The sequence below is a fragment of the Hymenobacter lucidus genome, assembly GCF_020447265.1.
GTDB classification, from domain to species: Bacteria; Bacteroidota; Bacteroidia; order Cytophagales; family Hymenobacteraceae; genus Hymenobacter; species Hymenobacter lucidus.
Genome location: NZ_JAJADR010000004.1, coordinates 1 through 22112, shown reverse-complemented (window position 1 = coordinate 22112; position 22112 = coordinate 1). Strand labels below are relative to the sequence as shown.

Here is a 22112-nt window from a genome sequence, read left to right as displayed (position 1 = left end):
CTGCTCGTTGCCGGGGTGAGCGACTTGCCAGAACTGACGTCCGCGCTACGCCACCGCCGCCCCCAGCACCCGTTGCAGAATCTGCTCCAGGGCCGAGAGCGTGACGACGTCGCCCTGGGCCAGAATGCGGCCCCGCTGCCAGAGCAGCAGCTTGCGGGGGCGGCCATCTTCGCCGGTAGTGCAGAACATAGGGCCGCCCTGAGCCGCGGCGGTGTTAGGGCGGGTATAAAAGCCCGGCCGCTGCTGCACAAAGCCGTAGCGGAGCAGAGTGTCGTGGAAATACTGCATGAAACAAGTCTAAAAGGCTGAAACAGATACAGGACAGCTATTTACCACCTTATTCCGAGCGAGTAAGCGCCTGTAAGATAGTGCGGGCTTTGATGGCCTGCTGCCGGCCGGGGTTTTTGCCCAGGCATTGCTCGTAAAAGTCCGGGGCATAAAACGAGGCGGCGCGAATGGTCTGCCGGTCAATGAGGTAAAATATGTTGTCGTCGGCATCCTCTACTACGCAGGTAGCGGTGTTTGCCGGAGTCTGTTGGTCATCTTGCACCCGCCACAACTGGCCGGGGCGCAGCTGTTGCCACGCGCGCTGCAACGTAACTGGCCTGAGCGGTTGGGGCAACAGGTAGCGGTTGGTATCAGGTACCGTAGCGCGGAAGACCTGATCCTGGGCGGCAAATTTTCCGGTAAGCCGGCCCGGGTAGTACTTGCCCGTAGCGTCACGGTAAGGGCTGGTATACGTGAAAAAATAGAGCTGCCCCTGGTGCTTGGCCAGAATCAGGTAGTTGGGCGAATTATTCCAGTTAGAGCCACTATGGTAGATAATGGTGCTGTCGTAGTTCTGCTGGAAAAAGGTGTGCAGGGGTGTACGTTTCACTGCCGGCTGAGCGTGCAGCACATGCAAAGGCAGTAGGCAGAAGCCGGCAGCCAACAGATGACGGGCGAGCAAATGAGACATCTAAGTAAATCAGGCAGCCACGGGTTTGATACCGTATTAGCGAGAATCAGGGTTGCGGACATTTTTGCCTCCTCCCTTTGCCTGCAGAGTCTGGAGCTTCTGCCGGGTTTCGGAGTACTGGTAGATGGTCAGGGCTTTGCTGAATTCTCGGGTGGCATTCTGCTTGTCGCCGACGGCGCTGTAATAATCACCCATAGCATCGTACACGTTGAAGCTGTCGGGGTAGTTCTGCTGGTTTAGCTGGAAAAAGGCCCGGGCCGCCGCAAACTCTTTCCGCGCCAGATATGTGTAGCCCAGGCGGTTGACCAGCGCCTCCGGGGGCCGCACAGTGTAGCCCAGCTGCCGCGACACAGCTCGGCACACCGCCAGCAGTGAGTCTTGCAGGACCGGTGCCCTCAGCTTAGTTACGGCCGGTTCCAGCAGCGCTACGTTGTCGATAGAAAGCTGCTGATGTGTGCTAAAGGCATGGCGCAGCGCGTCGTAGGTGCCGGGCAGCGGCACGGAGTTGTGCCCTTCGGTGCGGTAGTACTTAGCCGCCCACCGCAAGCCGCTCGCCGGGTGCTTGCGCAGCTCCGTGATGAAATCGGGAATGGCCAGAAAGGCGCGGCGCTCCACGGTATTGCGCGCCGCCGCGGCCACCGTATCGCCGGCCTCCTTGAAGGCCGTAGCCACGGGCAGGTACAGCGTTTTGCCGGCAAACTTGGGCTGGGCTAGCAGGTTACCGGCCTCCCGCACCAGTTTGGCGTCGTCCCACCAGAGGCTGGGGTCGATGGCGACGTAAGCCTGAAACAGGTCGGGATGATGCAGCAGGGTATTGACGACAAACAGCCCGCCCAGCGAGGTGCCGATGAGCATACGGTACGGCGCCGTGGCGTAGGTAGAGTCGATACGCGGCATCAACTCCTGCTGCAGAAAGCGGGTGAAGGCTTCACCGCCGCCTGAAGTGGCCGCGCCCCGCTGGTCCATGTACAATCCCGATTTAATGTGGGTGGGCGTGAGGTCCCGGATTCGGTCGGTATTATGGATGGCCACGATAATGGCTTCGGGCAACACCCGCTGCCAGCTGAGCTGCTCCAGAACAGTGGCAGTGTTCTGAAACTGCGATTCGCCGTCGAGCACGTACAGCACCGGGTAGCGCTGCCGGCCCACCAGAGAATCGTGGGCGCTCTGGGGCACATACACAGTATAGGTGCGCTGCTCCTTCAGAACGCGGGACTGAATCTGCCGGATGTGGGCGGCCGGCCAGAGGCCTTGGGCGTGCAGGTTACCCAGTAGCAGTACGCCGCACAGCAGCAGAAGTAGCTTCATTAGTTGCCAAAATGAATAATAAGGACACATAGCAATAGAAACGGAGGTGATGCGGCGGAAACTCCCGAGTATAGCGAAGGTTACAACAGCAGCTAAAAAAGTCGTGCCGTTGGCCTGGCCCTCCGGCCCGGTAAGCAATAGGCGGCCCTGTCTATGCTTTACCGCCCTGCTCCAGGCGCTGCACCCGACTCAGCAAGTCCTGCAGGCTGGCTTCCAGTGTAGCAGTCTTTTGCTCAGAACCCTGGCCAGCCGCCGTCAGCTGAAAGCTCAGCCGGCCCCGCATGCTCCACAGCTCCACGATATCGGTGAGCGGGCACTCGGTTTCGGGCTCATTGCCAGCATCGGCCCTGAGCAGCAGCACGCGTTGGTTGGTGCCGGAGCCGAACACGCGCCGGATGTGCAGCGCGCTTTTCGTTACCACCACGCAAACGGTGCCACTCTCGGGTGGGGCCGTGGGCAGCTCGCGGTGGGCAATAACCCAGTCGTGGGCCAGCAAAGCCGGTTCCATAGCCGCGTCTGGTACCTGAAAGCCACGAAACAGACCTTGGGCCACTTCCGGCAACGCCAGCGTAAGCGCGGGCAGGTCTTGGCAAAATGCTAGGTCGGCGTGCCGGGCTGGGTAGTGCTGCCGGGCGGCCTCATCGACCATACTGATAGTGGCCGGGACTGAAGCTACCGGCTGCTTAGCGGGGCGGTAGCCCACGGGTTTTTCCTCCTGGGCCAGCGCAGTCAGCGGCTGGTCTTCGGCGGTGGCATATTTCTTTACCGACCCGGAAAAAACCACTGCATTAGCCTCGGCCGGAGTCGAATCGGCAAACAGCCAGTTAAGATCGACGCCCCGGGTATGCAGAAAGTGAATAAACTCTTTGGGCAAGCCTTCCTTCCGGCCGTTTTCCAGCTGACTGATGTCGCGCTGGGATAAACCGCTGGCCTGCGCCAGTTCCAGCTGCGTCATTCGGAATTCCTGACGGATAATGCGCAGCTTGGCAGGAATCCATTTCATAAAAACCTCCATTTGAAAGGATGGAAAAATCAGCTTTCAGCAACAAATGTGGCAGCAATAGAACTGACACTCCCACTATTAATGCTTTAATAAAGCACCTATCAATTAGCAGCTATAAAATCCGCAGTAATTGCCTCTGTGATATTATGGTAACTATCTACACTAATGCCAGAGTCTATCATAAGATGCTCATCTCTTTTCATACTATTTTTAAAATCAAGAACATTATTAAACTTATTCAGTGATTTTTTATAATTTTCAAAAGCTACTGAAACATTACCAGCAATAAGCTCAAGATGACCAAGATTCCCATAATCCATATCGGATTGCCTCTTTGCAGCAGAACGAACAAGATATATCCTTGCTTTGTCCAAATCGGCATTAGGCCCAAACATTAATGTTCGTCCCAAAGACATAATGTTTTCTGCATTAGCTGTATCTGCCTCAAATGCTAAACTAGCGTATTTGATAGCTTCTTCATATTCTTTAAAATACAGATATATTCCATTAAGCAAAGAGTTTATCTCTACAGTTTCTTTCTCATCCGCCAATGGCTGTGCCTTGAAAGCATATATTTTTGCATTAGCATAATCCGCATTATTATAATAAGAAATAGCCAATAAGTATACCATATTATAATATTTAGGAAAAAACTCTACACCTCGCTTAAGGTTGGTTATAGCTTTATCCCAATCTTCTTTTTTAGCATAAAAATGACCAATATTAAGAATAGCAGTTCTATTATTAGGCTCTATTTTCAATACATCATTAAGCGCTCCTAGCTCTTCATTTTCTCGATTAGCAACATTATAACACTCTGCCATTTTCAAAATAATTCTCACATTATCAGGATTAACACCATGTACTGTTTTAAGAAATTTCAGAGCGCTAAAAGCATCAGGTTTATTCAAACTCAAATAACAAGTAGCAATTTTAAGATTACCTCCATAATTTTTTTCGTCTATTTTTAACAGATCCAATAAAGAACTTATAGCACCCTTATAATCTTTTGCATGCATCTTTGCTTCTGCATTTATTTCAAGCGCATTTGATTTTTCAAGTATCACATTTTTAAGTTTTGTTTCATTGATACTCAAACTAGATGTAAATAATTCACTGATATTAGACAAGGGATAATATTTAAAATAGCTATAGTATTCAGTAACTAAGTTTTGATAGGGATGTAATATTGTGGCTATTTTCAACTTGCTAATATAATTATACACCGCTTTGCCTTTAAGTTTTCTTTTTGACAATGATCCGTTTTGCACAGCAAGGCATAATGCATATTTGTAGCTATCAAGAAACGGGGTTTTTTCCATATCCTTTTCGAAAGCATCTGTATCAACATTTGCCTCATTGACATCTAATGCATAAGTGAGTATCGGATTTTTACTATAAAAAGGAAGAAAATAGCTCGAAGGCTTATTGAAAAAAGGCAACTTGTATACATTTTCATAAGAAAAATTATTTTTATATAACTCCATTCTCAAGATCTGTTCAATATTGTATAGGCCTGATTGCACTTTATCTAAGTGTTGCAAACTAGTCAACCGTTCCTTTAGATTGGTAAATCTCTCCCATTTATTTACATTATATAAGAGAGAAAACACCAAACCTGTCAATGCATTTTTCCAAACATTTTTTTCAAAATCAGTCAAAAAATCTATCAACAAATCAACCTTCTTCGGACTAAACTTTTTAAATGACATCAGAGATAATGCTATTGAATTTATAATCAATTTTCTTTCATACCACTTGTAAGATTCTTTATCATCCCTTACTAGCTGTATATCTCGAAGTACATTACTATCGAACTCCTCAGCAGTATATATTCTCTCAAAAAGTGATTCAATAAACTTATTTTGCAGCGCAGGAATATTTCTTATTTTTTCATTCAGTGGAAATGCAAGGTTATTGAAAATCTCCTTTTCAATATTTTTGATGAATTTAAAGTCCTCGACAGTACTGCTATAATTTAACTTTAATGACTCCTGTCGATAAATCTCTATAGCTTTATATATAGCATCTGCATTATCACCATCGGACAATGCATATGTTTTATGATTATCTACTGTTGATAGCTCTTCATTAACCACTAGATTATATTCTTTTTTTTTAATAGAATCGCCCGATTTCATTTCAAATGCATGGTATCCATCTCTTGCAAGATCAACATCCTTATCGAATTCATTCCGAGAATGTATGTATTTACGATAATAGCATTCAATTTTTGAGCCATCAAAATCAAAGTCTATTACAGTGTACCCAGGCCTGAAGGTATCAATTGGCTGTAATGCATCAGAAAAACCCGTTCTTGATGTAGAAATGAATAAAGATCCATCATTACCTGTATTGAGGCTTGATTTACCATGATGAGTATGTCCAAATAGAACTGTATCATACCCAAGATTTTTCAACAATATCTCTGCCTCGTCTTTTTCTATTTCACTAACGAAATCTAATGGATGGTGCATTAAACCAATAATAAATTCACAGCCAGCATCTTTTAATTTTTTGGCAGCTCTTCTTATTTGCACTGTACCAAAAACCAAATCACTAACAGGAAGTTTACTAGAACACCTCCATGCTGTATTCAAACAAGCAAACCCTATCTTTCCAATAGACAGATCTAAAACATGGCAAGACTCAAAATTTGTTATAAATGAATTAGCACGGTGCATATATATACGATTTTCAAACTTTTTGAATTCATCCTGGCGATTTATATTAGATCTACTATCAGCACTATGCTCTATAACATAGGCATCAATATCACTTATTGTTTTCAAACTTGCAGACAACCCTTTCTCATAAATAGCCTCTATCTTGCTTTCATCAATATCATGATTACCTGGTATTATAAATAGTTTATGAGTGTCGACCCCCACTTGTGTTGCTATTGGCTCCCAAAAGCGTTTCATAAAGAATTCATAGTTATCTTGCTTTGGTTCGAAAAAAGCGCCTCCTTTATCTATTAGGTCACCAGTTAAGCAAATTGCATCGATTTCTTTCTGCTGATTTAAATTTTTCAGATCCTTAACAATTGCATTAATGTAGTACTGATCAAAACTATCGATATTTTGAGTCGAAAGGTGAATGTCAGATAGGTGAATGATTCTCATGACTGGTTGTAATTATAAGAGGCATGTTATTGCCTCTCATGTTTGTGTAAACAGGAAACAGAAGCTCAATATAGCTTGAATGTGCTTGTCTTTCAAATTGTAGTCGAATATAAATACAAACACATGTGTGTTGTTTTTTTAACAAAGCCATGCAACTATCAAAGTTTCTATTGTCAATAGCTCAAACCATGTAATTAATTAATAGCCAAGCATATAAGCAGTAATTACACGCACAATGACACGAGTACTTGACAGAAATAATAGTTTAGCTTGAGCCATATATAGTCTCTCCATCATCGATTACACATATTCTACCGGTATGTGCAACTCATTATATATATACTCACATATTATCTGCCACTTTTCTGTGTCAATCAAAATTATTTTTGTCCATTTGACACAATATCGTGTCAAATGAATTTATTTTTATTTATTTGACACAACATTTCAATTTATCTTCTATCCTTGCCACGTCGCTCCATCTTTTCCTCCAGCCTATCTTCTATTGTGCGTGCCCATTTCAGCCTTACACAGGCCGAATTGGCTCGTTTTCTAGACGTTAGCCGGTCATTAGTATCAGAAGTGGAAGCTGGCCGGCGCGACTTTGCTGATGCCCCGCGTCATAAGCTGTGGGTTCTAGCCCGCTACTTACCGCCGCCCGATGGCCAGGGACCAACCCCGCCACCCTTTGCCACAAGTACAGACCCTGACCTCCCCGAAGCTCTAGCGACAGACTTACCAGGTAGCATTGACCAAGAAAGTATTGAGACGCGGCTGCGACGATGTCGTTTTTATGCCGTAAAGCTGCGTTTCCAATTGGGGCAACTCAAGCGCCCAACCCAGAACCACGCCCGCCGCTTGTGGGCTTTGGAAGTGTTACGCACAGCTCTTGCGCCGCATGACCCAATGATGTCCACATCTTCACGCATGACTTTCATGGGTGCAACTCCTGACCCCGTCGAAGACTTGCTGTGGCTGGAACGCCTGACTAAGGATACATCTACCACTCCCCCACCGCTCACCACTACTGAGCGGTTTTTGCTGTTTGCAAAGCTGCGCGGTCTAGAGGCAGAGATAAAGGCTTTAGAAGAAATATAGTTGCACTATATAATATATATTATATATTTAGAAAATCCTTTTATCTATAGCCGGACAAGGAGCAATTCAAGTGAAAATTTAAACTTTAACTCTCTGTATTAAGATGCCGTATTCCCTTTCTCTCCTCAAGACTCGTGCTCAGTGTGATGCCTTGTTGGAAATAGCAAACGAGAAGATTGCTGTGCTCACCTTCCGTGGGCAAGAAACCGTTTTCCGTACAACCAATGCTGAAGGCGCAACTATTGAACTCAGCAATGAACTGAATAGCCTCAATACCTATATCACTGCAATTACTCCAGCCTTGGCAACTATGGATGCTAGTAATGATCGTGATGCCCTAGGTGATGAACTACGCCGCAAAACTGACCGCCGCGATGAACTGATGCGGCGGCAGACCAAATCCGGACCCGAACTACTGGTAGAGCGTGAGCTAGAAAAGGCCCTGCTTGAACCACAACTACCTATTGTGCAAGACCTCATAACTGAGGTCACTGCCCACCGCGCTACCCTAACCGCGTAGGCAAGTACCCGGTGAGTCAAATGACTTGACCATCGGGGTTCGGCTGTAATAAATCGTTTTTTAGAAGCCTCGTAGCCTTGGTTACGGGGCTTCTTTGTGTTTTCGCTAGACCCTTAATTCTTAAGCAACTAATTACCCTATATCTTATTTTTAACATATTCACACAGCAGAATAATGTCGTATCCACAGAATGACCGCATGTGCGTAATGTTCACGTAACATAATCGTGCTATTTTTGCTGATGAGCCTTTTGGGCAGATGTGCGGTGGTTTCTTCTTATTTCTTTTTCAGTATGAAACACTCTTACCGGCGCGCCCGCTGTTTCTGGTTGGTGGCCTTCGTCGTGTCCTTCGTGGCGGGGCCTTTGACAGTCCAGGCGCAGACCACCACGCGGGAATCCTTTGAAACAGGGAGCAAGACCACCTACCCCGCCGGCCCGGTCACGCTGAGCACCGGCAGCTGGACCTTCGACGACGCGCTGCTGGGCTCCTCGGCCCTGGACCACAAGAACGGCCTGCAGGCCCCGCGCCTGACCCAGGCCGGCAAGCTCACCATGGGCTTCTTCCTGCCCGACGGCGCGTCCACCGTCACGGTGCAGCACGCCCTCTACGGGGCGGAGGCCAGCTCGGCCTTCGAACTCTTCTACCAGAGCCAGAGCTGCGGCTGCAACACCTGGATCAAGGCCGGCTCCACCGTGCTGGCCAGTTCGCCCGCGCTGCAGACCGCTTCCTTCGCCGTCAACGTGCCCGGCGCCATCCGCTTCGAGCTGCGCAAGGTTTCGGGCGGGGACGCCCTGCTCAACCTGGACGACTTCACCGTCACGCCCTTTACCGTTACCCCGCCGCCGGTGGCCGGCGACAACGACCATCTGACGATGGGCAACCCCAGTGGGGCCGTGACGGATGTGAACTCCCCCACGAACTACCTGATGCGCAAGCCCCAGTTTGCCTTGTCCTACCACCGCGACCAGGGCAAGCCCAACTGGGTGAGCTGGTATCTGGCTCCGGTCTGGCTGGGCAGTACCCCACGCCAGGATAATTTCCGGGCCGACACTGAATTGCCTGCCGGCTGGTACCAGGTCGGCAGCAGCAGCTACTCGGGCTCGGGCTTTGACCGGGGACACAACACGCCCTCAGCGGACCGGACCAGCTCGGTGGCCGATAACTCGGCGACCTTTCTGATGACCAACATGATTCCCCAGGCGCCCAACAACAACCAGATTACCTGGGCCGCGCTGGAAAACTACGGCCGCACCCTGGTGGGCCAGGGTAACGAGCTCTACATCATCATGGGCAGCTACGGCCAGGGCGGGACTGGCTCTAACGGCTTTGCCCAAACCATCGACCAGGGCCGAGTCCGCGTCCCCAGCCGGGTCTGGAAAGTCATCGTCGTGCTGCCTACCGGCACGAACGACATCTCCCGCGTGGGCACCGCCGGCACGCGCATCATCGCCATCAATACCCCCAATGAGCAGGGTCTAACCTCTAACTGGGGCCAGTACCGCGTTTCGGTCGATTCCATTGAGCAGGCCACCGGCCTGGATCTGCTGTCCTCCCTGCCCACCGCCGTGCAGGAAATTGTCGAAGCCGCCATTGATAACGGTCCGACCCAATGAGCCAGTTCTTTTCCTTTCGCCTTCCCGGCCGTTTGGCCCCGCTTGCTATGCCCTCTTCCTTTCTGCGTGGTTCCGGCCGGCCGGCGCTCTTCGCCCTGCTGCTAAGTTTGTGGCTGCTGCCCTTTGGCAGCCAGGCCCAGCTGCTGTTGCCCGACGCCAATCCCGTCACCATCACCTTCGATGAGCTGGGCAGCAGCGGCACAGCCGCGCTGCCTGCGGGCTTCGTGCTGGCGGGTGGCTCGGCGCCGACCTACGCCAATACCAACAACACGGCGGCCACGACCCAGGCGGCCGGCACCACCGGCACGGGCGCGCTAAGCAGTAACTCTTCGGGCGGGGCCTATAACTATGCCGCTGGTGTGAACAGCAGCTCGACGGACCGGGGCCTGGGCTTTCTTTCCTCGGGCAGCTACAGCTCACCGCGCAGCATTCTGCTGGCTGTGCAGAACACCTCCGGCTCCACCCTGACGGACCTGGCCGTAGCCTACGACGTAGAAAAGTACCGGCTCGGCGCCCGCGCCTTCGAGTGGCAGTTTTTTACCAGCCCCGATGGCAGCGCCTGGACCCAGCTGACGGCCCTGACGCAGAGCTACGCGGCCGATGCCACCACCGGCGCGCCGGTGAATCCGCCCACGAGTGTTTCCAAAACTACCACGCTGACTGGCCTGAACCTGGCCAGCGGCTCGACTATCTACCTGCGCTGGTCCTACGTGGGCAGCGGCGGCAGCACCAACGGCCAGGGCCTGGGCCTGGATAACCTGGTGCTCACGCCCACCTTGTCCGGCAACCCGGTTACACCCACCATTACCACGGGCACGGTGACCGGCAGCCCGTTCTGCGTGACGGCCACCACCGGCAGCAGCCTCTCGGTGCCCTTTACCAGTACAGGTGGGCTCAGCGGCACCTTTGCCGTGCAGCTTTCCTCGGCTACGGGCACCTTTCCGGCCGCGCTGACCGCGGGCCTGATCGGGCAGGGCAGCACCAGCCCGATTGCCGCTACGCTACCAGCTGGCACCAGCGCCGGCACCGGCTACCGGGTCCGGGTCGTGCATGCGGCCAGCAGCACGGCCGGCACGTCCAACACCGCCAACCTGACCGTGACCACGCCCCCGGCCACCAACGCCGTGAGTGTTACGCCCACGGGCAGCCAGGCGGTAACCACCACCAGCACGGGCGCCACGCTGACGGCCACCTCGACGGCGGCCTCCACGTTCGTCTGGGCCTATAGTACCAACGCGGCCGGCCCCTTCACCACCGCCATCAGCGGGGCGACCAGTGCCAGCTACCAGTTGCGCGGCGCCGACTTCGGCGGGGCGGGCACCTATTACCTGGTAGCGCGGGCCACGAGCACCTGCGGCAGTATCGTGGGCACGAGTGCCCCCATTACTGTCTCGGTGACGGCCCCGCCGCCCGTGCTGACCATAACGCCCTTGACCGTGCCAGACTTCGGCAGTGTGTATGTGGGCTCGGCCTCGGGCAGCCAGCCCGTGGCAGTGCAGGGCAGCAACCTGACCGGCACGGTGACCTTCACGCCCCCGCCCGGCTTTGAGATTCGCACCGGCACGGGCGTCTTTGCCTGCTGCGCCATCACGCTCACGCCCCAGGCCGGTACGCTGACGCGCACCGTCATCGACGTGCGCTTCGTGCCCGCCCTGGCCCAGCTCTACAGCGACGTCATACCCGTCAGCTCGGCCGACGTCCCCGCCCAGGACCCGGTGGCCGTTTCCGGCACCGGCGTGGCCCCGATTTACCCGGCCACCGTGCAGACGGCTCCGATTACGGGCATTACGGCTACGCAGGCCGTCACTGGCGGCACGGTTAGCTCGGAAGGCAATGATGCCGTCACCGAGCGCGGGGTGGTGTATGCTACCACGGCCAGTCCGACCCTGAACAATCTGAGCACCCTCGACGGGGCCGGAGCCGGCGCCTTTGTCAGCCAGCTCACCGGCCTGCAGCCCAACACGCGCTACTTTGTGCGGGCCTACGCTACCAACGAGGTAGGCACCAGCTACGGCCAGGAGCTCTCCTTTACCACGGCCCCGGTGACGCTGGCCGCCGAGCCCAGCCAGTCCTCAACCTTGACGGCCAGCCAGCTCACGCCCACCTCGGTGCTGCTGACTACCAGCGGCGGCACGGGCAGCAAGCGCCTGATCCTAGTAACCCAGGCCGCCGACCTGCTTACGCTGCCCACGGACGGCACGACCTACGCGGGCAACGCCACGCTGGGTCAGGGTGACCAGCCCAGCCCGGGCGTGTACGTGCTCTACGCCGGCGCCGGCACGAGCGTGACCGTCACGGGCCTGCAGCCCAACACGGAATACACCTTTGCCGTCTTCGACTACAACGACGCTAACACGACCGGGGCGGAAAACTACCGTACCCAGGACCCGGGCACGCTCACACTCAGCACGCCGCCGCAGCCGGCGCAGCTACTACTGGAGGAAAACTTCCTCTACGTAGCCGCCGACCCGCTCACCGACCACGGCTGGGCGGCCCACAACGGCGGCGGGAGCAACCCGGTACTGGTCAGCGCGGCCGGCCTGAGCCGGGCTGATTACAATGCTACGGGCGGCAACGCAGCCTCCCTGACGGCCACGGGCGAAGACGTACACCGCACCTTTGCGCCCGTGGCGCCCGGTACGCCCGTGTATGCTTCCTTCCTGGTGCAGGTAAATAGCTCCCCAAGTGCCGATTATTTTTTCCACTTGGGACCCGACCCGATCAGCACCACCTACCGGGCCCGCGTGCTGGTCAAGCCCGCGGCCACCGCTGGTAAAATTCAGTTTGGCGTGAGTGGCAGCGGCACGGCCGCCGTGTACGATGCCACCGAGTACGAGACGGGCACGCCCTACCTGCTGGTGGTGCGCTACAGCTTTGGCAGCAGCGGCACGGAAACGCGCCTGTACGTGAATCCGGGCACCAGTGAGCCCACGGCCGCCGGCGCGACCAGTACGGAAGCGGCTTCCTCGGCCCCGTTGAACATCGGCGCCGTGGCCCTGCGCCAGGGCAGCAATACCTCGCCGCTGCTCTTCGACGGGCTCAGAGTGGGCACCACCTTTGCCGTCGTGCGCCAGCAGGTGCCCGCCCCGCTGCCCGTGCAGCTAACACATTTCTCTGGCAAGATGCAGCAATCCTCGGTAGTGCTACGCTGGAAAACTGCTCAAGAGCTACATAACGACAAGTTTGAAGTTGAGCGTGCCTTTGACGGAATGACCTTCACGCGCATCGCTACGCTAACCGGACGAGGTACAACGACAACAGAGTCTACTTATACCTACGCTGATGCTAACGCGGTACAATCCTCCCCAAAGTTGTATTACCGCCTTCGTCAGGTAGACACGGACGGGACGGCTAGCTATTCGCAAGTAGTCGTGTTGACTAATGAGCCAGTTAAAACATTAGTTTCTTTGCGAGTGGTGCCTAACCCAGCACATAGCCAAGTACGCATTGAAGGTGCTACTGCTGCCATGGCACAGATACTAGACTTAACGGGGCGAGTATTACGGACCATCTCGACCACTCAACCAGTCTCTCTAACAGGAATTGCTCCTGGTATGTACTTGGTACGTTGCGGTAGTAATGCGACTCGCCTGCAGGTAGAGTAAGCAGAAGTAGGAACGGATAGTTAGCATTCCTACTTTTACTACGCCTAACAGTTTAAGGTGCTGCAACAGGTCCTTAACGCATGCATAGGCATCAAAAAGCCCGGTCGATTAGACCGGGCTTTTTTCGCATTATCCTACTACCTATTGTTTGCAGCATTCAAACCTTTTGCCCCCGAAAATCCTTTTTCGGGGGCATGAAGAACTTACTGCTTTCTACTCTCCTCCTTTTCCTAGCTACCGCCTGTGCCCTTAAGCCAACCAATAAGCATGATGTGTTTCTGGAGCGGGCCCAACTGCCCCAGGAAGAGGCACCTCACTTGCGTAACTCCCTGGAATGGTGGTATTTCACTGGCCACCTGCGCGACAAAGCTACCGGGGAAACCTACGGTGTGGAGTACGTTTTCTTCCACTTCAACCCCACCGGTAAGAAGGACTGGCAGATGGTGAACTTTGCCCTCACCGACCCGCAACGGAAGCAGTTCCGCTACGACTACCAGCTCGAGAGTCTGCCGCAGCTGCTGGCGCCTACCCTGCCGCTCAACTTACTGGTGGAGAAGAAAGACCAGCAATGGACTCTTACCGGGCAGGAAGGCAGCTACCATTTGCAGGCCCGTATGACCAATGTAGCCGGCCATGCCATCAACCTCGTAACCACGCCCGCCAAGCCCATTCTGTTGCACGGCGGCACCGGATACGAGCAGTATGGCCCCGTGGCCCGCGCCGGCTATTATAGCTACTCGCGGCTGGCTACGACCGGCACTATAGAGGTAGATGGCAAGCTACGGCAGGTGGAAGGCGAGCTGTGGTACGACCGGCAGTGGAATTGCAACTCGGTGCTGGCTAAGGATACCGGCTGGGACTGGCTCAGCATTCAGCTCAACGAGCCCCGGGAGGAAATAATGGCTTATCAGCTTCGTAACAACATTACCGGTGAAAGCCTCGGTGGCGGTTCACACTACTCGGCTCAAAATCAGAATACCCACCTCGCCGGTTCCGATATTCAGCTGGAGCCGCTGGAATACTGGCTCAGCCCCCGCTCCAAGCAGCGCTACCCCATCAAGTGGCGGCTGCGCATCCCTAGTCAGGGCTACGATTTGCTCATCGAGCCCGTTATCCCCAACCAGGAGCTGAGCCTGCGCCTATTCAAGGCCATCAACCTGCATTACTGGGAGGGCATGTGCAAAGTAACCGGCACCCATAACGGCCAGCCGGTAACCGGCAACAGCTACGTGGAAATCACGAATCCAGGTGCGGTAAAAAAAGTGAAGCCGTGAGTAGAATAGTCTGTCTTTGGGAGGAGTACGACATGCGCTTTACCCAGAAGCCCTTTCCTGCCACGTGGCAGGAAAGGGCTTCTGGGTAAAGCGTTTAGCTCATTGTAGAGGACGGATGGCTTCGTTTCTGCTTCATGCGCAGAATGCTCACAATGACACAAACTGACTGATTCACCCTTATTCGCCCTTCAGCACAACCCGGAACGTGGTGCCTTTGCCTACTTCCGACCAGCGCACGTAGAGGCGGCCCTGGTGGTAGTTCTCGATGATGCGCTTAGCCAGGGCTAAGCCCAGGCCCCAACCACGCTTTTTGGTGGTGAAGCCCGGCAGGAATACCGTTTCAATCTTGCTTTTCGGGATGCCCTTTCCGGTGTCGGTAATGTCGAGGGCAATGAGCTGCTTGCCTTTGGTGGCCCGGCGCAGGTGCAGCGTAATGTGACCTTTGCCGTCCATGGCGTCCACGGCGTTTTTGCAGATGTTCTCAATTACCCAGTCGAACAGCGGTACGTTGATCTGGGCGGGCGTGTCGGTGGGCAGGTCGGTCTTGATTTCGAAGATGACCTTTTTCGACACCCGGCTCTGCAGGTAGGCAATGGCGTTTTTGGTGGCCTGCAGGATGTTTTCATCCTTGAGTACCGGCACCGAGCCAATGTTGCTGAACCGCTCGGTAATGATTTCCAGCCGCCGCACGTCCTTGCCCAGCTCGTCCACAATGGGCTCATCCTTCCACTTTTCCGAGTCTTTGAGGTAAGTGTGCCAGGCCATCAGGCTGCTGAGCGGCGTGCCGAGCTGGTGGGCTGTTTCCTTGGCCAGGCCCACCCACACGCGGTTTTGCTCGGCTCGGCGCGAGTAGCTGAACGAGAAATACGCCATTACGCCCAGGCAGGCAATAACGGCCAGCTGCACCAGCGGGTAGGTCCGGAGCTGGGTGAGTAGCTGCGAGTCCTGGTAGTAGATGTAATTACGCTGCCCAGCCCCCAAATTCACCACGATAGGCGGGTGCTGCGACTTCATGACGGCTATTTCGCGCCGCAGAAAGGCATTTACCAGCTTCTCCGACGCGTTTTTGGGCACGTCCACATTGCGCGTGCCCAGAATGTTGGCGTCGCCGTCGGTGAAGATGATGGGAATGGTATTATTGGCATTGATAATTTCCTCGAATACGAAATTGGTGTTTGAGTCTACCTCCGAACTGATAATGAAGCGCTGGGCCTTGGCGTAGAGGTCAATCTGCTGCTGCTCCCGCTCCGAGAGGCGCTTCACCAGAATGTTGGTATACACCACCGTGGCCGCGGCAATGAGAATGGCCCCAGCTAGGATACCGAGCTTGATGCGGGACTTTTGGTCGTAGATGGGTAACACTTGCCGGGGAATCGAAAAAATAGCCATGAACGAGTAGGCGGAGAATCACTCCTCACGAAGGTAAGCAGCCCCAAACTTCCTTGGCGCGTGTGCGGTCCTAACGGCAGAAACCCGATGGGGTTATATCCGGGGCCACTAGCATATTATCGGGCGCAGGCCAGAGAATGAGGCAACCAAAGCCCGCCATTGGCCGAGTCTACGGATGATTTTAGTCAGGAAGTGAAATGATTTTCCGCAGCTGGCCTCCCCACAATCTGCCTGTATGGGGCCAATAAGCATTTTTCGCAACTACTATAGCACCCAGCCGAACCCGCAGCCCGTCTCAACTGTTTCAGACTATCGATTTACGCCGTAATTTTGCGTTCTACAATACGCCGTAGCCCCAGCTATGCTCCATCCATTTAAGGCCGTTAGTTTATCCTTCAAGAAAGCCCCACTCGAAATCCGGGAGTTGATTTCTTTGGACGAAGCTGCCTGCCGCCGCTTTCTGCACACCCTGCACCACGACCTGGGCCTTACCGACCTGCTCGTGCTAAGTACCTGCAACCGCACGGAAGTCTACTACGCCGCCGACCGTGACCAGAGTCCCGAAATTATTGAGGCCCTCGGTCAACTCAAAGGCCTGGGCAGCGTAGCTTCGTACTTTCCGTACTTCGACATCCTCGACGATTACCAGGATGCCGTGCAGCACCTGTTCGAAGTCGCTATGGGCCTCGATGCCCAGGTAGTCGGCGACCTACAGATCAGCAACCAAGTGAAGCAGGCCTACCAATGGTCGGCCGACGAAGATGCCGCCGGGCCGTTTCTGCACCGCCTGCTGCACACTATCTTCTTTACCAACAAGCGCGTACAGCAGGAAACCAGCTTCCGCGACGGCGCCGCTTCTACCTCCTACGCCACCCTGGAGCTGGTAGAAGAGCTGACCGCCGACGTAGCCAACCCGCGTGTACTAGTGGTGGGGCTAGGCGAAATCGGGGCCGATGTGTGCCGCCATTTTGCCGACAGCAAGGTCTTCACCCACGTTACGCTCTGCAACCGCACCCGCGCCAAGGCCGAAGTTCTGGCCGCTGAGTGTAGCCTACCCGTTCTTAACTTCGAGGACCTGGTGCAGGGAATGAAGGAAGCCGATGTGGTTATTTCCTCAATTTCCCGCGACACACCCTTCTTCACCCGCGAAATGGTGGAGCATCTGGATGTGCTCAGCTATAAGTTTTTCATCGACCTTTCGGTACCGCGCAGCATCGAGGCCGACGTGGAAAAGGTACCTGGCGTACTGGTCTACAACATCGACGCTATCCAGAGCAAAGCTTCGGCGGCCCTCGAACAGCGCCTGGCTGCCGTGCCCCACGTGCGGGCCATTATTGCCGAAAGCATTGCCGGCCTTTCCGACTGGACCAAGGAAATGATGGTGTCGCCCACCATTCAGAAGCTCAAGAACGCGCTGGAGCAGATTCGGCAGGAGGAAATGGACCGTTTCCAGAAGAAGATGAGCCCCGAGGAAGCCCGCCGCATGGACGAAGTCACGAAGTCCCTGATGCAGAAGATCCTGAAGCAGCCCGTACTACAGCTCAAAGCCGCCTGCAAGCGTGGTGAAGCCGACCAGCTCATCGACGTACTCACCGACTTGTTTGACTTGGAAAACCAGACCACGCCTGCCTAGCCAGCTCAGCGTGTAGCCGGCTCAGTATCTGCCGACTACCCATTGCGCCCATAATTACGAAGTCCCAACGTCTGCCATAAGCGTTGGGACTTTTCACTTTAGCAGGATCAGCGCACCGGCTCCGGGCCATATATATGCGCAGTTACGCATATATCCGGCTGCCCCGACAACGCCAAAATCATATTCACGAAAAAGGACCGTCGTTGGGCGGTCCTTTTTCATTTTTCCGGCGGAAAAAACGTCCTGAGCACTACTGAGCACTACAGCGAGTCGCAGCAGTCTTCGAGCGAGTCGATTACGTCGAGCAATTTCGGGATGGATAACGAGTAGTAGATCTTGGTGCCTACTTTGAAGGAAGATAGAATACCACGGTCTTTCAGCGTAATAAGATGCTGAGAAGCAATGGCTTGAGGTAAGTCGAGCGAACGGTAAATTTCCGTTACGGTCATCTTATCCTCTTTGCCGAGCAAATCGACGATGGCAAGGCGCTTCGGATGAGCCAGCACTTTGAGCATGGCGGCGGCCTTATCTACTTTTTTGGATTCTACGCGCGAGAGCAATGGTTTCATGGGACAGTTACAACGGTGGTCCTACGGGTGGTTCGGGCAGGAATATGCGTAATACGATATTCCGGGCTCCAAGAGTTCCGTTTTCGGAGGATTTTGCGGAGAAAATTTGATTTAAACGGTAATTCTGCCAGGAAAAAGGCCTTTTTATTGACGGAGCACAAAGACCCTGCCTGCTTGTGGAGGGCTGCTTACCTTTGCACAAATATTTCCTCCCATCTATTCCTTTACCTTCTTTTGCTGATGAAAGACCTGCTGGCTAAGTTCGAGAACAAGCGCCCTGAAATCGTTTTTGAGTGGAAAGATGCCGAAACTGAAGCCGAGGGCTGGGTCGTCATCAACTCGCTGCGCGGCGGCGCGGCCGGCGGCGGTACCCGCATGCGCAAGGGTCTCGATAAGCGGGAGGTAGAAAGTCTGGCAAAAACGATGGAAGTGAAGTTCACCGTATCCGGCCCGGCCATCGGCGGCGCCAAATCCGGTATCAACTTCGACCCCCAGGACCCCCGCAAGCGGGGCGTACTGGAGCGCTGGTACCGCGCCGTGATTCCGCTGCTCAAGAACTACTACGGCACCGGCGGCGACCTGAACGTGGACGAAATTCACGACGTAATTCCGATTACGGAGAACTACGGCCTGTGGCACCCGCAGGAAGGCGTGGTAAATGGCCACTACCGCGCCACCGAGCCCCAGAAAATTCAGAAACTGGGCCAGTTGCGCCTAGGCGTGATTAAGGTGATTGAAGACCTGGCCTTTACGCCCGACCTGAGCCGCCGCTACACCATTGCTGACCTGATTACGGGTTACGGTGTGGCCGAGGCCGTGCGCCACTATTACGAGCTCTGGGGTGGCCGCGACGTGCGGGGTAAACGCGCCATGATTCAGGGCTGGGGCAACGTGGGCGCGGCCGCGGCTTATTACTTAGCTAGTCAGGGTGCGCTTATTACTGGCATCATCGACCGGGCCGGTGGGCTGCTCAAGCCCGAAGGCTTCTCGCTGGCCGAAATTCGCCAGCTGTTTCTCGACCGCCAAGGCAATGCCCTAACGGCCAATAATATGCTACCGTTTGAAGAAATCAACCAGCGCATCTGGAGCTCGGGCGCGGAAATTTTCGTGCCGGCGGCCTCTTCTCGTCTCGTTACGCGTGAGCAGATGGAGCAGATGATTGGCAGCGGTTTGGAAGTAGTGAGCTGCGGAGCCAATGTGCCCTTCGCCGACCCCGAAATCTTCTTCGGCCCCACCGGCGAATATGCCGACCAGCATGTGAGCGTCATTCCCGACTTCATTGCCAACTGCGGCATGGCCCGGGTATTTGCTTACCTGATGGAAACCAACGCCGAAATTACCGACCAAGCCATCTTCGACGATACTTCACGCATTATTCGCCGGGCCCTGGAGCGCACCCGTCAGCAGGGCGACAGCACGACCGGCGTAGCCCAGAAGTCGTTTGAGATGGCATTGCGCCAGCTGGTATAGCTTTGGCCTAGTTGTTTATTGCTGATTAAGAAGGTCATCAAATGTCGCTGCACGAAATTCTGAACATTCGCTTTCTAGGCAACAACATCGGTGCATACCTGACCTGTGCGGGTATTCTGCTGTTCGGCTATGTCTTTAAAACGCTGCTGTCGAAACTATTGTCGAAGCTCGTGTTCCGCTTTATCCGGCAGCGGACCGAGGGCGTGAGCGAGGTGCAGTTTCAGGCCCTGCTGATTCAGCCGGTAGCCATCGTAGTGTTTCTGGTCACGGTGTATCTGGCGTTTCAGGTGCTCGACTACCCCGTGCACAGCTCCGAGCTGAAGCGCAATGAGCCTTGGCCGCAGGTAGCGCTGTTCCGGCTCTATCAGCTGGGCATTATTTTCGGTGTGGCCTGGATTGCGCTGCGCCTCGTCGATTTTATGGTGCTGGTGTTTCGCCGCCGCGCTGAGACGAACACCTCCCGCCTCAACGACCAGCTCATTCCCTTCGCCAAGGACCTGCTGAAAGTGCTGGTGCTCACGATGGCCTTTCTGGTAATGCTCAGCCGCGTATTTGGCGTCAACGTCACGGCTCTTATCGGTGGGTTGGGTATCGGTGGCCTGGCAGTGGCTTTTGCAGCCAAAGAAAGCCTCGAAAACCTGATTGCCTCTTTCACCATCTTCCTCGACCGGCCCTTTGCCGTCGGCGACCTGGTGGAAGTTGGGGGCGTAACGGGCACCGTGGAGAAAGTCGGGTTTCGGAGCACCCGCCTGCGCACGGCCGAAAAAAGCTACGTCACGGTGCCCAATAAGTCCATGATTGACAAGCCCCTGGATAACCTGAGCCTGCGCACGGCCCGGCGCGTTACGTTCACGCTGGCCCTAAGCCACGCCACGACGAGTGAGCAGCTGCGCGGCATTGTACAGGATGCTCAGCAGACCATTCAGGACTATCCGCTCACCAAGGACGATGTGCAGATTAAGTTTTCGGCCCTCACGCCGGCAGCCAAGGAAGTAACGGTGCAGTACTTCGTGGAAACTACTGACTACGAAGAGTATCTGAACGTGAAGGAGGAGTTAAACTACCGGCTTGTGGAGCTGGTCGAAAAGCACGGTGGCACGTTTGCCAGCACCGGCACGACCATCGTGCACCTCCCGAACCCCGACCGGCTGCGCGGCCTGCAGTCCTCGGAGCAGCACGTTTTGTAGCTTTACGTACGAACAGGAACCACACAGAGAGGCCCCGACAATGCATTGCCGGGGCCTTTCTGTGTTTTTCAGACTATGTCGTTAGCCTAGCGGCCGCCCAGCAGGCCGCCCAGCAGGCCACCAAGGCCGCCACCACCGCCACCGAGCAAGCCACCGAGGCCGCTGCCGCCGGCGCTACGAGGTGCCGAGCCGGGCTGACCACCCAGGCCCCCCAGAATCGACATCAGGGAGCCCAAGCCGCCGCTACCTACGTGTGAGCCTTGCTGCGGCAGGTTGCCGTAAGCGCCACCGGCACCGGAGTTGCCGCCCATTGCACCACCCAGCAGGCCGCCACCGAGTAGGCCGCCGAGCAGACCGCCCATAGAGCCGCCGCCCATCATGCTGCCAGCTGCACCGCTGAGGAGGCCACCCATTGAGCCGCCGCCCATCATACCACCCATGCCGCCCGACGATTGGCCGCCGCGGTTCATAACGCCCGAAATAACCATGGGTGCTACCACGCCAAGCAGGCCGGCCATCAGCGCACCTTTGGGAATGCCTACGCTGGCCAGCTTATCGGTTACGCCGCTCAGAAAACCCTGCTTGCCGGGGTCATTGGCATCGTGGGGCACGGCCGCGGCCTGGTCTACTACCGATTCCAGGGCCTGCGTCTGCTGCTGATTTACGCCGAGGTAAGCGGCCATTTTATTAACCATTTCCTCTTCCGTGTTGGAATAAGCCCCGTCGGCACGGGCAAAGCTGATGAGGTCGGTAATGAGCGAGAAGCGCAGGTCGCTGCCGCGTAGGGCATCCAGGTTCTGCTTGATGCTTTCGTTGGAGGCATCTTTGGCGGCCGTCAGCACCTGCTGAGTTGCGCCACCCGATAGGCCCGCGCTGTGCGCCAGCTGCTGCAGAAACTCTACTTCGGCGGCGGAAGCTTCGCGGTCGGCCGAGGCCAGACTGGCAATAACACTGAGGTAAGCGGCTTTTTCCTGATCGGAATAGTTTTGCAGAAGTTGAGTATCGGCCATGTGCGTAGTGGTAAATGGGTGAGAGAACAAACCGGGAATCTTAACGGCAACTATCTGATTAGGTTGAACCATGCGAGGCAGTTCTTCCACCAGTCTACTGTGGGGGCTTAAAAGTGCTTCTTCGTCTCTTGGCGCTTCATTCTAGAAAATTCTGATAGTAAAATAGTTGCGCGTATTTTTCTACTGCCGAAAGAATTTTCTACCCGGAATTTTGCCTAAATGGTTGCGTATTCGAAAACGACCCGCCATATTTGCATTCCCAAACGGGACCCGGGAGATTAGCTCAGCTGGTTCAGAGCATCTGCCTTACAAGCAGAGGGTCACTGGTTCGAACCCAGTATCTCCCAC

General features: G+C 54.6%; 15 protein-coding genes and 1 tRNA gene. 8 read left to right on the top strand and 8 right to left on the bottom strand.

Annotated features, from left to right (window positions below; all coding sequences use genetic code 11):
* Positions 1-45: 45 nt before the first annotated feature.
* The 5 genes from LGH74_RS14230 to LGH74_RS14210 form a co-directional block, all read right to left on the bottom strand.
* Positions 46-288, bottom strand: coding sequence for a hypothetical protein (locus LGH74_RS14230; protein ID WP_226176690.1), 243 nt, complete (start codon positions 286-288; stop codon positions 46-48).
* Between the two features lie 49 nt (positions 289-337).
* Complete coding sequence (locus tag LGH74_RS14225; RefSeq protein WP_226176689.1) at positions 338-877, bottom strand: hypothetical protein; 540 nt, start codon at positions 875-877, stop codon at positions 338-340.
* Between the two features lie 117 nt (positions 878-994).
* Positions 995-2266 (bottom strand): alpha/beta hydrolase-fold protein, encoded by a 1272-nt coding sequence (locus LGH74_RS14220; RefSeq protein WP_226176688.1) that lies wholly within the window; start codon positions 2264-2266, stop codon positions 995-997.
* A gap of 151 nt (positions 2267-2417) precedes the next feature.
* Positions 2418-3269, bottom strand: a complete 852-nt coding sequence (locus LGH74_RS14215; protein WP_226176687.1) for a helix-turn-helix domain-containing protein — start codon at positions 3267-3269, stop codon at positions 2418-2420.
* Between the two features lie 101 nt (positions 3270-3370).
* Positions 3371-6394: a metallophosphoesterase family protein gene (locus LGH74_RS14210; protein WP_226176686.1), complete on the bottom strand. Its 3024-nt coding sequence runs from the start codon at positions 6392-6394 to the stop codon at positions 3371-3373.
* A gap of 1201 nt (positions 6395-7595) precedes the next feature.
* Here LGH74_RS14210 and LGH74_RS14205 point away from each other — a divergent pair.
* From LGH74_RS14205 to LGH74_RS14190, 4 genes are all read left to right on the top strand, one after another.
* A complete protein-coding gene (locus tag LGH74_RS14205; protein ID WP_226176685.1) occupies positions 7596-8012 on the top strand; it encodes a hypothetical protein in 417 nt (138 codons plus the stop codon).
* Positions 8013-8304: 292 nt separating this feature from the next.
* Positions 8305-9627 carry a DNA/RNA non-specific endonuclease gene (locus tag LGH74_RS14200; protein ID WP_226176684.1) on the top strand — a complete coding sequence of 441 codons (1323 nt, stop codon included), beginning with the start codon at positions 8305-8307 and terminating at the stop codon, positions 9625-9627.
* A 47-nt stretch (positions 9628-9674) separates the two neighbouring features.
* A complete protein-coding gene (locus LGH74_RS14195) occupies positions 9675-13232 on the top strand; it encodes a T9SS type A sorting domain-containing protein (protein ID WP_226176683.1) in 3558 nt (1185 codons plus the stop codon).
* A 194-nt stretch (positions 13233-13426) separates the two neighbouring features.
* The gene (locus tag LGH74_RS14190; protein ID WP_226176682.1) at positions 13427-14506 is read left to right on the top strand and encodes a lipocalin-like domain-containing protein; all 1080 of its coding nucleotides are present in this window, start codon (positions 13427-13429) and stop codon (positions 14504-14506) included.
* 177 nt (positions 14507-14683) lie between these two features.
* Here LGH74_RS14190 and LGH74_RS14185 read toward each other — a convergent pair whose 3' ends face one another.
* On the bottom strand, positions 14684-15895 hold the full coding sequence (locus tag LGH74_RS14185; protein ID WP_226176681.1) for a sensor histidine kinase: 1212 nt from the start codon (positions 15893-15895) through the stop codon (positions 14684-14686).
* Between the two features lie 361 nt (positions 15896-16256).
* Here LGH74_RS14185 and hemA point away from each other — a divergent pair, with 361 nt between their 5' ends.
* Positions 16257-17528: a glutamyl-tRNA reductase gene (hemA, locus tag LGH74_RS14180; protein ID WP_226176679.1), complete on the top strand. Its 1272-nt coding sequence runs from the start codon at positions 16257-16259 to the stop codon at positions 17526-17528.
* 260 nt (positions 17529-17788) lie between these two features.
* Here the strand turns inward: hemA and LGH74_RS14175 are convergent, their stop codons facing one another.
* Positions 17789-18097 carry an ArsR/SmtB family transcription factor gene (locus tag LGH74_RS14175; RefSeq protein ID WP_129922283.1) on the bottom strand — a complete coding sequence of 103 codons (309 nt, stop codon included), beginning with the start codon at positions 18095-18097 and terminating at the stop codon, positions 17789-17791.
* Positions 18098-18337: 240 nt separating this feature from the next.
* Here LGH74_RS14175 and LGH74_RS14170 point away from each other — a divergent pair, with 240 nt between their 5' ends.
* Both LGH74_RS14170 and LGH74_RS14165 read left to right on the top strand, forming a co-directional pair.
* Positions 18338-19567 (top strand): Glu/Leu/Phe/Val dehydrogenase dimerization domain-containing protein, encoded by a 1230-nt coding sequence (locus tag LGH74_RS14170; RefSeq protein ID WP_226176678.1) that lies wholly within the window; start codon positions 18338-18340, stop codon positions 19565-19567.
* 41 nt (positions 19568-19608) lie between these two features.
* The gene (locus LGH74_RS14165; protein WP_226176677.1) at positions 19609-20754 is read left to right on the top strand and encodes a mechanosensitive ion channel family protein; all 1146 of its coding nucleotides are present in this window, start codon (positions 19609-19611) and stop codon (positions 20752-20754) included.
* 86 nt (positions 20755-20840) lie between these two features.
* On the opposite strand, the gene LGH74_RS14160 is transcribed toward LGH74_RS14165, so the two are convergent.
* Entirely contained in the window at positions 20841-21764 is a 924-nt protein-coding gene (locus LGH74_RS14160) for a TerB family tellurite resistance protein (RefSeq protein WP_226176676.1), read from the bottom strand.
* 272 nt (positions 21765-22036) lie between these two features.
* Here LGH74_RS14160 and LGH74_RS14155 point away from each other — a divergent pair.
* Positions 22037-22111: transfer RNA gene (locus tag LGH74_RS14155), tRNA-Val, on the top strand.
* Position 22112 lies beyond the last annotated feature (1 nt).